The 13,528-nt window shown below is 59.8% G+C and carries 10 protein-coding genes, 1 tRNA gene and 1 pseudogene; 9 read left to right on the top strand and 3 right to left on the bottom strand.

Going from position 1 to position 13,528, the window contains the following annotated elements; translation table 11 throughout:
* The 3 genes and pseudogenes from JCM15831_RS03735 to JCM15831_RS16450 form a co-directional block, all read left to right on the top strand.
* A partial coding sequence (locus tag JCM15831_RS03735; RefSeq protein WP_025822819.1) for a TonB-dependent receptor occupies nt 1-1,319 on the top strand: 1,319 nt, incomplete at its 5' end.
* 67 nt (nt 1,320-1,386) lie between these two features.
* Nucleotides 1,387-2,670 (top strand): cation:dicarboxylate symporter family transporter, encoded by a 1,284-nt coding sequence (locus JCM15831_RS03740; protein WP_025822820.1) that lies wholly within the window; start codon nt 1,387-1,389, stop codon nt 2,668-2,670.
* A 20-nt stretch (nt 2,671-2,690) separates the two neighbouring features.
* A pseudogene (locus JCM15831_RS16450) lies at nt 2,691-3,724 on the top strand (Ldh family oxidoreductase).
* Between the two features lie 75 nt (nt 3,725-3,799).
* Here JCM15831_RS16450 and JCM15831_RS03750 read toward each other — a convergent pair.
* From JCM15831_RS03750 to JCM15831_RS03760, 3 genes are read right to left on the bottom strand one after another with little or no spacing between them, the layout of a single operon-like run.
* A complete protein-coding gene (locus JCM15831_RS03750) occupies nt 3,800-4,651 on the bottom strand; it encodes a hypothetical protein (protein WP_025822821.1) in 852 nt (283 codons plus the stop codon).
* On the bottom strand, nt 4,648-5,655 hold the full coding sequence (locus JCM15831_RS03755; RefSeq protein WP_025822823.1) for a ferritin family protein: 1,008 nt from the start codon (nt 5,653-5,655) through the stop codon (nt 4,648-4,650). Before JCM15831_RS03755 ends, JCM15831_RS03750 begins: the two co-directional genes overlap by 4 nt.
* Before the next feature lie 18 nt (nt 5,656-5,673).
* Nucleotides 5,674-6,345 carry an ATP-dependent Clp protease proteolytic subunit gene (locus tag JCM15831_RS03760; RefSeq protein ID WP_156938731.1) on the bottom strand — a complete coding sequence of 224 codons (672 nt, stop codon included), beginning with the start codon at nt 6,343-6,345 and terminating at the stop codon, nt 5,674-5,676.
* 182 nt (nt 6,346-6,527) lie between these two features.
* Here JCM15831_RS03760 and JCM15831_RS16455 point away from each other — a divergent pair, with 182 nt between their 5' ends.
* From JCM15831_RS16455 to JCM15831_RS03790, 6 genes are all read left to right on the top strand, one after another.
* Complete coding sequence (locus JCM15831_RS16455) at nt 6,528-7,535, top strand: hypothetical protein (protein WP_025822827.1); 1,008 nt, start codon at nt 6,528-6,530, stop codon at nt 7,533-7,535.
* A 103-nt stretch (nt 7,536-7,638) separates the two neighbouring features.
* On the top strand, nt 7,639-8,844 hold the full coding sequence (locus JCM15831_RS03770) for an LL-diaminopimelate aminotransferase (protein ID WP_025822829.1): 1,206 nt from the start codon (nt 7,639-7,641) through the stop codon (nt 8,842-8,844).
* Nucleotides 8,841-10,154 (top strand): homoserine dehydrogenase, encoded by a 1,314-nt coding sequence (locus tag JCM15831_RS03775; protein ID WP_025822831.1) that lies wholly within the window; start codon nt 8,841-8,843, stop codon nt 10,152-10,154. The genes JCM15831_RS03770 and JCM15831_RS03775 overlap by 4 nt, the downstream gene beginning before the upstream one ends.
* A gap of 83 nt (nt 10,155-10,237) precedes the next feature.
* The gene (gene glpX / locus JCM15831_RS03780) at nt 10,238-11,230 is read left to right on the top strand and encodes a class II fructose-bisphosphatase (RefSeq protein ID WP_025822833.1); all 993 of its coding nucleotides are present in this window, start codon (nt 10,238-10,240) and stop codon (nt 11,228-11,230) included.
* 21 nt (nt 11,231-11,251) lie between these two features.
* Entirely contained in the window at nt 11,252-13,060 is a 1,809-nt protein-coding gene (gene recJ / locus JCM15831_RS03785; protein ID WP_025822835.1) for a single-stranded-DNA-specific exonuclease RecJ, read from the top strand.
* Nucleotides 13,061-13,107: 47 nt separating this feature from the next.
* Nucleotides 13,108-13,183: transfer RNA gene (locus tag JCM15831_RS03790), tRNA-Glu, on the top strand.
* Nucleotides 13,184-13,528 lie beyond the last annotated feature (345 nt).

Raw genomic sequence — 13,528 nt, forward strand, 5'->3', positions numbered from 1 at the left:
GCTACACCAAGGACTTCACCTGGGCACGTCTCTGGACACAAAGCGCTTATGAAATGGTGGATGAGCACGAGCTGACCAACCAGACAAACTCGGTTCTGTCCTATGGCAATATGTTCCGTAATAATCAGACCAACGTGTTCTCTCAGGAAATCAAGCTGGAATCACGCGATCCCAAGGCACGGTTTCACTGGGAAACCGGCCTGTATTACAGCCGCGCGCGCATGGCTCAGAGCTTCTGGTACGATAGCTCGGACCGCCCCGGCACAACGCCGCTGAACGAAACCGCCTATCGACAGAACCAGCAGAATTTCAACCAGTATGTGCAGCTCAGCTATCGCCTTCTGCCCAAACTGACCCTGATCGGCGCGATCAATCACGACTCCGACGATCGACAGATGCTCAATCTGACGAGCACCAATGTCGACCTCAATACCGGGCTCGCCACCTCGCAAACCAATTTTGGCAATGCTGGTGCCTTGACCAACCAGTTTGGCGGACGCGTCGGCGCACAGTACCAGATCACGCCCAATGTCATGGGCTATGCGATTTTTTCCAAAGGATTCAAACCGGGCGGATTCTCGGCCAATATCACCCAAAATGCCAATCAGCTGCGTCCCTTCAAGCCTGAATCCGTACTCACCTATGAGGGCGGCTTCAAATCCATGCTTTTCGACCGTCGCCTGCGCTTCAATGCTGCCGGCTTCTACTACGATTATCGCGATCAGCAGCTACTGGGCAGCATTCTGGTCCCGCCCTATGGCGTTCTTGGTGGCTACGTGAATGCCCCGCGCTCTTATATCTACGGTGCGGAATTCGACATGGAGGCGCATCCGTTCCACGGTCTGACGCTGACACAGAATTTTGGCTATCAGAAGGGTGCGTATACTCAGTTCCAGAGCCTGAACCGCAGTGCAACAACAGCACAATTCGCCTCAATCGGCGTGTGGTCACCTGTCTTCACCAATTATAATGGCTACGACATGGGCCTGGCCAACCTCACCCTTTCAGGTGCGGCTGTCTATACATGGCCGGTCTTTCGCGATTATCGCGTAACCTTCGACGTCGATTATAATTATCGCGGCGCGCAGACACAGCCCCAGCATATCGGCGATGGAGGCATCTATCGCGCTCCGGCCTATTTCCTCGTCAATTCCTTCCTGACCTTTGCCTCTCCGAAGCAACACTGGTCGCTGACGGTCTATGGCCAGAACCTGGCCGATCGTCGCTACTGGCTCTCAGGCGGCACTCAGGCCACCTTCTACGGTGTCATTCCGGGGCTCCCGCGTTTTGTCGGGGCCAAGATCAACGTTACCTACTGAACAAAGCGACGACCTGCCTCCCCGCCTGAGACAGGTCTTTCTTTTACCCGCTGACCGGAGAACCGATTTGAGCGCTCATGTTCTGAAGAAACCCGCATCGTATCGCCCCGGTATTTTCGTTCAGGTCATCATCGCCACGATAGGCGGCATTTTACTGGGGCTTTTCGCGCCCCATCTGGCCCATCAGTGCCGTTGGCTGACCGATCTCTTCCTTCGGCTTATCCTGATGATCGTCGGGCCCCTCCTGTTCTGCATCGTTGTCAGTGGCATCACGGGGGCAGGGTCTCTGGGCGCTGTCGGACGACTGGGCAGCCGAGCACTGCTTTACTTCGAGGCCATGACCACGATCGTCCTGCTTCTGGCATTGGGGGCAGCCCTCCTGCTGCATCCGGGTCGTGGCATGAACTACACGCCGAGTCCCGAAGATGCTCGTGCCGTCGCAAGTTATGCTGCCAATGCCCATGCGCTGCACGGTCAGGGAGTCACCGGCTTTATCCTCTCCCTCATTCCTCGCTCGCCCGTGGCTGCCTTTGCCGAAGGCAATATTCTGCAAATTCTCTTTTTCGCTGTGCTTCTGGGTTGCTGTCTGTCGCGACTGGGTGAGGCCGGTGCCCCCATCACGACCCTGATCAACAGTTTCTCGGCGCTGTTTTCACGCATGATGCGCATTATCATCGCGACGGCGCCGCTTGGCGTGTTCGGCGCAGTCTCAACGACGGTTGCGGAATACGGGCTGGAGGCGATCAACCATCTGGCTATTTTCGTGGTTCTTTATTTCAGCGCCATCGCCGTCTTTATCGTCGTCATTCTTGGCGGTCTGCTTCAGCTTTGCGGCATCAATCCCCTGCGTTTTGCCCGATATTTCCGCGAAGAGATCCTGATCGTCACCGCAACCACAAGTTCCGATTCCGTCCTACCAAGCATCATGACCAAACTCGAAGCCATGGGCGTGTCGCGTCAGGTCGTCGGGCTTGTCGTGCCTGCCGGGTATTCGCTCAATCTCGACGCGCTCTCGATCTATCTGGGCTTTGCCATCGTCTTTCTGGCCGAAGTCACTCATACGCCGCTGACTCTCACACAAATCCTTTCAATGCTGGCAACGGCGCTCATCACCTCGAAAGGCGCTCATGGTGTGCCGGGGATCGCCATTGTCGTGCTCGCAGCGACTCTGGCCGCAGCGCCGTCCATCCCTCTTTCGAGTCTCGTTCTGCTGATCGCGGTGGACTGGTTCAGCGGCATCGCCCGCTCTGTCGGCAATCTGGCGGGTAATTGCGTCGCGCCGGTTATCCTTGCAGCATGGGAAGGCGCACTCGACCGCGAACGGGCACAAAAGATGCTTGGCTCACACTAACCGCTAAAGACGGAACCGCCATGACAGATCCGACACGCTATCCGGCAGCTCTGCTTGCCGAAGCCTGCCAGTCAAAACTGGTCACTGCTGGTGCCCTGCAAGAAGACGCTGCCGAGACCGTCAGAGCCCTGATTCAGGCCTCACGCCTTGGCACCGACAGTCATGGAGTGCGGCTGATCGGCTATTACGTGGATATGCTGACCAATGGCGGGGTCAGAAAACGCCCCGTGCGACGCTTTGAACAGACCGCCCCGGCGACAGGCCGCTTAGACGCCGATTCCGGTCTAGGTCATCCAGCGGCTTATCAGCCACGGAAGAGGCGGTTCGTCTCGCCAGACACGCAGGCATTGGTGCTGTGACCGTGCGTCACTCCACCCATTACGGCGCAGGAGGCGTTTACGCCCTTGAAGCAGCCAAACAGGGCTTTGTCTCTCTGGTGCTCAGTAACTCCGACCCTGCCGTGGCGCTCGCCGGAGGGCGGACTCCGTTTCATGGTACCAACCCCATCGCCATGAGCGCCCCTGTGCGTCTTGGCAAACCATGGCTGCTGGACATGGCCACATCGTCTATCCCGTTCAACCGGGTGAAGCTCTATCGGAGCCTTGATCTTCCCCTGCCCCCCGAGGTCGCGCTAAACGAAGAAGGTCATCCGACACTCGACGCCGAACAGGCCCGCTTTCTTCAGCCATTGGGGGGCATGGCTTATGGCCACAAGGGCGCTGCCCTTGCCGGCATGGTCACGATCCTGTCCGCTGTGCTGGCGGGTGCCGATCCCGACCCGGTCATGATCTCGACAGCAGAGGCTCAAAGCGGCCCCACACCCCAGAATGTCGGCCATACCATGGTCGCCTTCGACCCGGCGCGCTTTGTCGGTCAGGAAGCCTTCGAAATCGGCATGGAGCAGTATCTCGCCTTGCTCCGGACTTCCCCCGCCGCTGAACAGGGCGTTCCCGTCTGTGCCCCCGGCGACAAGGAATGGGCCGAAGCCGCAAAGCGGGACGAACACGGCATCCCCGTGGACCCGGATACGGAACGCTTTCTCGATTTGAGATAAAGCATGATCTCGAACGCGGCTCGGCTCTCTGTGCAGAGCCGCATTTTGCAGGTCATGGCATGAGGGCGAGCGCGCTCAGCGCGCCTGACCACGCCCCTTATCCCATAGCCGAAGCCCACGCAGCGCCAGATCGGCGATACCGGGTAGAAGTCGGGGCTGCATGAGACCGGGATCGAAAGCCGTCATGCGACGCGCGTTCTCGCGATAGCAATCTTCCACGAAACCGCGGAACGAAAAACCGTCGAGAAACAGATTGGTCTGGGTGACGGAGAAATCCCGTCCGTCATTCGGCTCCTGCCCCCGACGCACCATACCCAGAAGGCGGCTGAGCGCACGCAGATAGAAGCGAAGGGATTTGAAGGAGCGTCTCGCCCGGCCAAGCCCACGGCGCTTTTCACGCCAGGCCATGTAATTGATAAAGAACACGATGTGTCGGGTCTCTTCGAACATCAGGATGTCAAAGATTTCGAACATCTTCTCCGGCAGGAACTGGGACTGGCGCGCGCTTTTGAACGCTCCGAACCCCAGAAAGGCGTCCAGACATTCACCAAAGCCGAAATCGATAAACGCCTTTTCAAGGTCGGCCGGAAATTTTTCGATCGGCTGTTTCTCAGCCTTGAGACCGTAACGCTCGATCATCACCCGGATGAGTTCGGCATGACGGGCTTCTTCCAACCCCTGAAGCCGAACGGCCTCCCGAACCTGCGGGTCCATGATCCGCGGCGTGAAGGCGTCGACAATAGCCCCGGCCCGACGCTCGGTGTGGTACACCTCCTGCCAGAACGGAACTGCACGCAGCCGGGCCAGTTCTTCTTCTGTCAGCTCGGGCCACGGCAGGGTTTCTGGATCGAAAACCTGATGCGTGTCGATGAATTGCTGGCAGAAATAGCGCTTATGCGCTTCCGATCCCGGCTCGATCACACTCATGCAGCGGCGTGCTGCGCTTTATGACCGAGACGCGCGCGGACGGCACCAGAGGCTTTCTGCCAGAACCCGTAGGCTGCAAGCCCGGTCTTGACGAGCGTCGGTGTGGTCGTGGGACGAAGCAGGCGATGGTCGTAGCCGGAGAAGCGGCGATCGTTTTCATCAAGGCAAAGCTGCATCAGCTCTGGCACCTTGATGTCGATATCCGTCATTTCCTTGGCGCCGGTGACCGTGAAATTGTTATCCTGCGTATGCTCGTTACCGTCGGCATCGATCGAACGCGCTAGATCCATGCGCTCATAGGCAAGGAACGCCCAGACGCCGAGCACGCGTGCCTCGAAGATCGGGCGCTTCCACCACGGCATGGTCGCGCGGTGCCAGGCCAGCCAGTTGGCAAAAAGCAGAATGTGGCGACATTCTTCCTGCATAACCGGCTCGAACGTCTCGATCAGCTCCATCGGAAACAGACCCGCGCGCTCGGCCAGAGCAAACAGACCAAAGGCGAAGAAGCTGTCCACGCATTCCGAAAACCCGGTGACCAGATAGGCCCATTCGGTGTCTTTCGGCTCGATATAGGGCGGCTCCGGCGCCATCGGAATTTTATAGGCCTCAACCAGCTTGGAGAGGACCTCCTTGTGGCGGTTCTCTTCCCACGCATTGCGACGCAGAGCGTCTTTCATGTCGGGGTCGTCGATCATGTCCGCATAAGCGGCCATGCGAAGACGGGCCTTGCCTTCGGTCTGCACCGCAATATCCCAGATGGGCAGAGACGTAATGCGATGCAGCGTGTCCGGATCGAGTTCCGGCCACTCGATGACCGAGGGCTTGTATGGGTTGAAGGTCTCTCTGAACATGTCGGCGACGGCACGCTTGTGTTCCTGCGTGCCCGGCTTCAGCGGGCCCGGAATGGCACTGCTCCAGTGACGGGCTTCAAAATCGGCCTTGGCCAGAGTCTTGTCCGACGGCGCATCGGGAAGATGGCTGTAGAGATCTGCAAGACGTGACATGGGAGAGACTTCCTCTTCTTATTCCTTGATGTCGCTCATTTTGCTGATCGTCCGCGACACGAGGCCATAAGCAATGGCTTCTTCGGCAGACATCCAGTAATTGCGGTCGGTGTCCTTGGCGATCTTCTCGTAGGACTGACCGGTTTCACGGGCAAAAAGGCGATTGAGCCGCTCGCGCATCTTGATGATTTCGCGGGCTTCAATATCGATATCGGTTGCAGGGCCACGCACGCCACCCATCGGCTGATGCAGCAGAAAGCGTGTGTTCGGGAGGCAGAGCCGGCGCTCGGGACGACCGGCCGCGAAGATGAGTGCGCCTGCAGACGCGACCCAGCCTGTGCCGATCATGTTGATCGGTGCGACGGAATCCACGAAGCGGATCATGTCGTGAATGGTATCGCCACTCTCGACATGGCCACCCGGGGAGTTGACGTAAACGTCGATCGGCTTGTCGGAGGCACCAGCCAGAGCCAGCAGGCGTCCCGTGACCTCACGGGCGACCTTGTCGTTGATCCCGCCGAAGATCAGAACCTTGCGCTGCTCGAAGAGCTTGCCCTCGACCTCGGACGTCGCTGCCTTCTCGGCAGGCTCCTTCGGCTCGGGCGCTTCCGGGGACTGCGGATCGGGTTCTTCATCGTCGAGACGTGGGGCGAGGCGGGAGATATCCTGGGGGGTCGTACCACGACGCATGCCGGTGTTCCTCTGTCGGTGCAGCCTAATCATGCCTTCTATGTTGCGCTCGATAGCCGCCCCTCACAAGAGCCCCCCTGATTTTTGCTCCAAATCAAGCATCTCGCCAGAGCGGATCGGAACGGTTAGGGTGGCGCCCAGGCTTTAGGGCCATAAAGAAAACGCAAGGTCGATCAGGAAAAATGCAGAAAACAGGCTGGCTGCGAACAGGCTTTGCCATGGCAGGCGTGATGTCACTGGCCGCCTGCGGGCATCGGGATGCCGTCGATACGGTCGGCAACTGGTATCATCAGTTTCAGGGTGGCGAGATCGCCAAGCAGCGTCCACCCGCTCCGGGCGTGCACGGCACCTATCCCCGCGTCGGCCTGACACCCACGACTGCTGTCGACCTGCCAAGCGCTCCTGCCCGTCAGGCTCTGACCGACCGCCTGACGCTTCAGCGCAATCTGAGCCAGCATCTGGCCGTGGCCGATGGCCCTTTGATTATCGCCCCGCCGCCGCCGCCGCCACAGCCCAAGCCTCGTCCAGCCAATGACGAAAACGGCTCGTCCATGAGCGTTGTGGCGCCTGGCCAGACCCCGGCACCCCCTGCGGCACCAGCCCCGACATCGGCACCCGCACCAGACAAACCCTCTGCTCCGCAGCCAGCCAGGCAGGCAGCGCCTGCTTCAGAAAAGAAACCGAAGGCCAAATCCGACCGCGAGGCCAAACCTGCGCCTGCACCCGAAGCCGCCTTGCCCGACGTCACGCGTTTCGCACCGCCGCCGATCAAGCCGGGTGAGCTGCCACAGATTGGCGACCTTCCCCCGACAGCGCCGAACTTCCCGGGCTTCGCCATCCCACGCGATGCCAACCTGCCCGATATCGTCCCCCCGGCTTACGATCTGTCGGAGCCGCATGGCACGCTGATACGCTTCAATCAGGCCTCGGATCAGATGGCGAAAGGACAGGAGGGTGTGATCAACAAAGCCCTGACCGGACGCGGCCCTCATGACATCATCTTCGTCAAGGGCTTTGGCGAAATTGCCTCTTTCCGACCGTCAGAACAGGTTCTGGGCATCAAGCTCGGCCTGCTTCGTGCGCGCGTCGTGGCTCAGAGTCTGATCTTGCATGGCGTGCCTGCATCGGAAATCCGCGTCAGTGCCGGGGCCTTCGGGCGCGGTGCGAGAATTGACCGGTCGCCCTTCTGAGGAAGGTTCCGCCGATTCTGGAATCGGGTTAGTGAAGTAGAGTGTCGGAGTCGTGCTGACTTCGGCAACTTTATTTCAACCCTGTGCCCCCGAGCTCGAGAAAATGACCGAAGAGTTTCACCGCATTCGCCGCTTGCCGCCCTATGTCTTTGCCGAGGTAAACAAGGCCAAGGCCGCGGCCCGAGCGCATGGTGAAGACATCATCGATCTGGGCATGGGGAACCCTGACAGCCCGACACCGCCGCATATCGTCAAGAAGCTGGTCGAGACTGTTTCGGACCCCCGCAGCCATCGCTATTCGGTCAGCCGGGGCATCCCCGGTCTCCGCCGCGCACTGGCAGGCTATTATGAACGTCGCTTCGACGTGAAACTGGATCCGGAAACAGAAGTCATCGCGACCCTTGGCTCCAAGGAAGGGCTGGCCAATCTCTCGGCTGCCATCACAAGCCCCGGTGACACGATTCTGGTGCCGAACCCGTCTTATCCGATCCATCAGTTCGGCTTCATTATTGCGGGTGCATCCGTGCGCTCGATTCCGGCAACACCTAACGAAGACATGCTGCGCGCGCTGGAACGCGCCGTGCGTCACTCTGTCCCCAAGCCGACCGCGCTGATCGTCAATTTCCCCTCCAATCCAACCGCCTACACAGCCAGCCTCGATTTTTACAAGGAGCTGGTCGCGTTCGCACGGCGTGAGCAGATCTGGATCCTTTCCGATCTCGCCTATTGCGAGATCTATTTTGGCGATGAGCCCCCGCCGTCGATCCTGCAGGTCCCGGGAGCCAAAGAGATCGCGGTCGAGTTCACGTCGCTTTCCAAGACCTATTCGATGGCTGGCTGGCGCATGGGATTTGCCGCAGGCAACCCCCGTCTGATTCAGGCTCTGACACGCATCAAATCCTATCTCGATTATGGCGCTTTTACACCAATCCAGGTGGCGGCCGTCGCAGCCCTCAGCGGTCCACAGGATTGCGTGGCCGAAATCCGCGCAATGTATCGCGAACGACGCGATGTGCTGATCCGCGGTCTGCATGCCGCAGGCTGGGACGTCCCGACGCCGGAAAGCTCAATGTTCGCCTGGGCGCCGATCCCCGAACGTTTTGCCGAAATGGGCAGTGTCGATTTCAGCAAGCTTTTGCTGAAAGAAGCCGGTGTTGCCGTGGCTCCCGGTCTGGGCTTTGGTGAATATGGCGAGGGCTTTGTGCGGATCGGTCTGGTCGAAAATACGCAGCGCCTGCGTCAGGCAACCCGGGCCATCAAGACTTTTCTCAATAAACATGGCGTCAAACAGGCAGAGGCGGTTTCGTGAACGGTCAAACTCTTCATCTCGGTATTGCTGGCCTCGGTACGGTCGGAGCGGGCGTCATCCGTCTGTTGCGCGAAAACGCTCAGGCGATCACAGCCCGTGCCGGACGTTCCATCGAGGTTGTGGCCGTTTCTGCCCGCGATCGTAGCCGTGACAGAGGCGTCGATCTCTCCGGTCTGACCTGGCACGATGATCCGGTCGCGCTGGCTTCCGATCCCAATGTCGATGTGGTGCTCGAACTGGTCGGCGGCGCCGAAGGCGCGGCACGCATTCTGGTCGAGACCGCTCTCAAGTCAGGGAAACCTGTCGTGACCGCCAACAAGGCATTGCTGGCCCTTCATGGTGCTGCGCTCGCCACTCTGGCGGGAGAAAACGGAACCTCTCTCTTGTTCGAGGCCTCGGTAGCCGGGGGAATTCCTGCCATCAAGCTCGTGCGCGAAGGTCTCGCTGCAGACCATCTCCTGCGCGTCGGCGGCATTCTGAACGGGACCTGCAACTACATCCTGACCGCCATGCGCGAGACAGGTCGGGACTTCGACGACATTCTCGCCGAGGCTCAGGCTCTGGGTTATGCGGAAGCTGATCCCTCCACCGATGTCGATGGGTGGGACGCCGCTCATAAACTGGCCATTCTGGCTGGTCTGGCCTTTGGGCAGCCTGTGCGTTTCGACAGCCTTCATGTCGAGGGTATTCGGACCATCGCCGCTTGCGATCAGGCTTTTGCCCGCGAAATGGGCTATCGCATCAAATTGCTGGGAAGTGCGCGCAGCGATGGCGCAGGCAAGATCGAAGCCTCGATGCGCCCGTGCATGGTGCCTCAATCGGCTCCGATCGCGAATGTCGATGGCGTGTTCAATGCCGTTCTGACTGAGGGCGCCTTCAGCGGTCCGATGCTGATCGAAGGGCGCGGTGCAGGTGCCGGACCGACGGCCAGCGCCGTCGTGGCCGACGTGATCGATCTGGCGAGAGGCACAGCGCTGCCCGTCTGGGGCATGGAGCCACGTCCCGAAATTGCCTGTGCCCCGCGTGAAAGCCTGAACGGACAGTATTATCTGCGCCTCTTTGTGCAGGATCGCCCTGGTGTCGTCGCCGACATTACCGCCGCCCTGCGCGATTACGGCGTATCTCTCCGCGCTCTGTCGCAGCATGCCGCAGAAGAGGCGGGGCAGACATCCGGATCGCAGACAGTCGTTCCGCTGGCCCTCATCACGCATGAGACGACCGAAGCAGCCATGCTCTCCGTCCTCACGGCGCTCGAGCCGCTCGAAACCGTCATTGGCAGCCCGCTGCTCATGAAAATCGAGACTGTGTGATGTGGCAAAAGCGACACTTCCCTGCATAACTAAGCGTGTCGCAATTCCAGCCTCGCTGGATCGAGTACAGATAGGATAACCGAATGCCTTTCTCTCCTAAGTATAAAGTGACGGATCGCAACCTCGCACTCGAGCTCGTTCGCGTGACTGAAGCTGCAGCCATCTCGTCATCGGCCTGGACTGGCCGTGGGGAAAAGAACGAGGCTGACGGTGCAGCCGTTCAGGCCATGCGGGCTGCGTTCGACACGGTCGCGATCGAAGGAACGGTCGTGATCGGCGAAGGCGAGATGGACGAAGCGCCGATGCTCTATATCGGCGAAAAAGTGGGCGCTGGCGGACCGAAGATGGATATCGCCGTCGATCCGCTCGAGGGCACCAATCTCTGCGCCAAGGACATGCCAAACGCCATGACCATGGTGGCGCTGGCCGAGAGCGGCAATTTTCTGCATGCACCAGACATCTACATGCAGAAGCTCGTTGTCGGACCGAACCTGCCCCGCGACCTGATTGACATCGATGCCCCGATCGAGACCACGCTGCGCGATCTCGCCAAGGCTAAGGGCAAGGACATCTCCTCGATCACCATGTGCGCGCTTGATCGTGATCGTCACGAAGAGATGATTGCCCGCGCCCGCGAGGCCGGGGCCCGCGTCATGCTCCTGACCGATGGCGATGTGGCTGCTGCAATTGCGGCCTGTATGGAAGAGAGCCGCGTCGACATCTATGCAGGCTCGGGCGGCGCCCCTGAAGGCGTTCTGGCAGCTGCTGCCGTGCGATGCGTCGGCGGCCAGATGCAGGGACGTCTGATGTTCGAAGATGACAGTCAGATCGAGCGTGCACGTTCGATGGACCCTGAAAACGACCCGACACGCAAGCTCGGCCTGCACGACATGGCGCGCGGGGATGTGCTGTTTTCGGCCACCGGCGTGACAACGGGCACGCTTCTGCGCGGTGTCCGTTTCTACGGCCCGACAGTGGCTCGCACGCATTCCATCGTCATGCGGTCGAAATCGGCGACGGTGCGCTTCATCGAAGGACGTCACGATTTCACCACCAAGACGTGGGCAGCTCACTGATCCACGACTATAAGGGGGCGTATGTCTGACGCCCCCTCATCCCTCGCTTCGCCAGAACCGGTTCTCTCGATCCATTCCAGCGGTAGCGGGCGACGCTGGGTCTGGCGCGACGAAAGCCTTGCTTCGGGCGATGGTCGGCTGGCTCTGGCAATGGCTCAAAGAGCCGCCATTCCTGAAATTCTTGCCCGTATTCTTTTCAGCCGCGGGGTAGAGGCGACACGTGTTGCCGCTTTTCTCGACCCGCGTCTGAAAGACTGGCTGCCAGATCCTTCCTGCCTTCGGGACATGGATCGAACAGCCGCCCGACTGGCTGAAGCTGTCCGGAACAGCGAAACGATTGGCGTCTTCGGCGATTACGATGTGGATGGGGCCTGCGGCACAACGATCCTGACCGAGACCCTGCGCGATCTCGGTTGTGCGGTCCATTTCCATATTCCTGACCGACAGAAAGAGGGGTACGGCCCTAATGGCCCGGCTCTCGAAGGGCTTCGTGAAAAAGGAGCCAGTCTCCTTATCTGCGTCGATTGCGGTACGGCAGCAGTCGGGTTGCTTGACACTCTGCGACAGGGCGGAGACATCATTGTGCTCGACCATCATAAACCGGATGGTGCCGTTCTGCCCGGTTGCTTTGTGGTCAATCCAAACCGTCTCGATTGCGAGTCAGGTCTCGGCCATCTCTGCGCTACAAGTGTTGCGTTTCTGACCCTCATCGCCACCTGCCGCACTCTGCGCCTCTCTGGCTGGTTTGAAGATCGCGAAGAACCAGCCCTTCTCCGCAAGCTCGACCTCGTCGCTCTGGCGACAATATGCGACGTCATGCCACTGCGTGACCTGAACAGAGCTTTCGTCGCCCAGGGCCTTCGCGTCATGGGGCGAGGCGAACGTCTCGGTTTGGCGACGCTGGCCTCGGTTGCTGGCGTCAAGGAAACAGCAAGTGCCATGGCGTGCGGGTTCGGCATCGGCCCCCGGATCAATGCGGGCGGGCGCATCGCTCAGTCCGATCTGGGAGTTAAACTTCTGCTAAGCGACGATGCTTTCGAAGCCCGTGCGCTGGCTGAGAAGCTCGATGAAATCAACCGTCAGCGCCAGACCGTCGAAGCCGATATCCTGACCGATGCCTACCGTCAGGCCGAGATGCAGCTTGAGTCGGACCACGCGGCCCTCTTCCTGTACGGTGAAAGCTGGCACCCGGGGGTTGTCGGGATTGTGGCCAGTCGCGTCCGTGAACGATGCAATCGCCCTGTCCTGGTAGGAGCGCTACAGGACGGCGTCATCAAGGGATCGGCACGCTCTGTACCGGGGATCGATATCGGCGCTGCCATTATCGGGGCTCAACAATCAGGGCTTCTTCTGACCGGCGGCGGACACGCCATGGCCGCAGGTTTTTCCCTTGAGGCCGAAAAGGCCCCTGCCTTTCACGCCTTTCTCGATGAAGCTCTCAACCAGGCCCGCGAGCGCCCTCGTCATGACGCGCTTTGCATCGACGGTATCTTGAGCCTGCGCGGCGCGACGACAGAGATTGCCAGCCAGCTTGCCCGATTGGGCCCGTTCGGAGCGGGGCATGAAGAACCGGTTATCGCCATCAGCCGGGTCCGTGCCGTCAAGACGGAGCGCATTGGACGCGATGGCAATACGCTGCGTGTGATCTTGCAAGGTGAGGATGGGGGTAGACTGCGCGGTCTGGTCTTTCGTGCCGCAGACAAGGCATTTGCCGCCCTTCTCGAAGACCGGGCAATGCCGGTGCTTCATGTCGCCGGACAGCTCCGCTGCGAGCAATGGCAGGGCCAGGACATGCTGAGCTTCTTTATTTCCGACGCCGCCACGATTTAGGGTTGACCCCTCTCCGACGCTGGAATAATAAGCCGCTCACGCCTCCAGTCCCGTTCGTCTAGAGGCCTAGGACACCGCCCTTTCACGGCGGTAACACGGGTTCGAATCCCGTACGGGACACCACGGCATCTACCGCAGTTTTCTGCGGGATGCAGCGGGCTTAAAAAGCAAAATTTTGATTTAGAAAAATATAAGATCAAGCCGTTCCTGAAAAGATACTCTGGGAAATACGGCCTTGATACCGTGTCTTCGGTCAATATCAGGCGTACCCGTTGGTCGATTCCAATTGCCTGTTAAAAACCCTTCACACCGCTGGCCTTGGCGCGTCTTTAGTTCACCGGAAATTGCGCTCAGGTCGATCTACGCCAGTTCGCAAACGCCCTTTCTTCCGACAAGGTCCCTTTTGGGAGCTCGGCCGAGTGTCATCATCGCATATGTGTGACACATCACGACGCTGATTGTCATGAC

The organism is Asaia astilbis JCM 15831 (genome assembly GCF_000613845.1).
In the GTDB taxonomy this organism is placed as follows: Bacteria; Pseudomonadota; Alphaproteobacteria; order Acetobacterales; family Acetobacteraceae; genus Asaia; species Asaia astilbis.

Excerpts from the sequence above, each read along its gene's own strand:
- JCM15831_RS16455 (WP_025822827.1), top strand. The coding sequence starts at position 6,528 with ATGCAGAAAACAGGCTGGCTGCGAACAGGCTTTGCCATGGCAGGCGTG.
- recJ (WP_025822835.1), top strand. The coding sequence starts at position 11,252 with ATGTCTGACGCCCCCTCATCCCTCGCTTCGCCAGAACCGGTTCTCTCG.
- JCM15831_RS03770 (WP_025822829.1), top strand. The coding sequence starts at position 7,639 with ATGACCGAAGAGTTTCACCGCATTCGCCGCTTGCCGCCCTATGTCTTT.
- JCM15831_RS03750 (WP_025822821.1), bottom strand. The coding sequence starts at position 4,651 with ATGAGTGTGATCGAGCCGGGATCGGAAGCGCATAAGCGCTATTTCTGC.
- glpX (WP_025822833.1), top strand. The coding sequence starts at position 10,238 with ATGCCTTTCTCTCCTAAGTATAAAGTGACGGATCGCAACCTCGCACTC.
- JCM15831_RS03760 (WP_156938731.1), bottom strand. The coding sequence starts at position 6,345 with ATGCGTCGTGGTACGACCCCCCAGGATATCTCCCGCCTCGCCCCACGT.
- JCM15831_RS03755 (WP_025822823.1), bottom strand. The coding sequence starts at position 5,655 with ATGTCACGTCTTGCAGATCTCTACAGCCATCTTCCCGATGCGCCGTCG.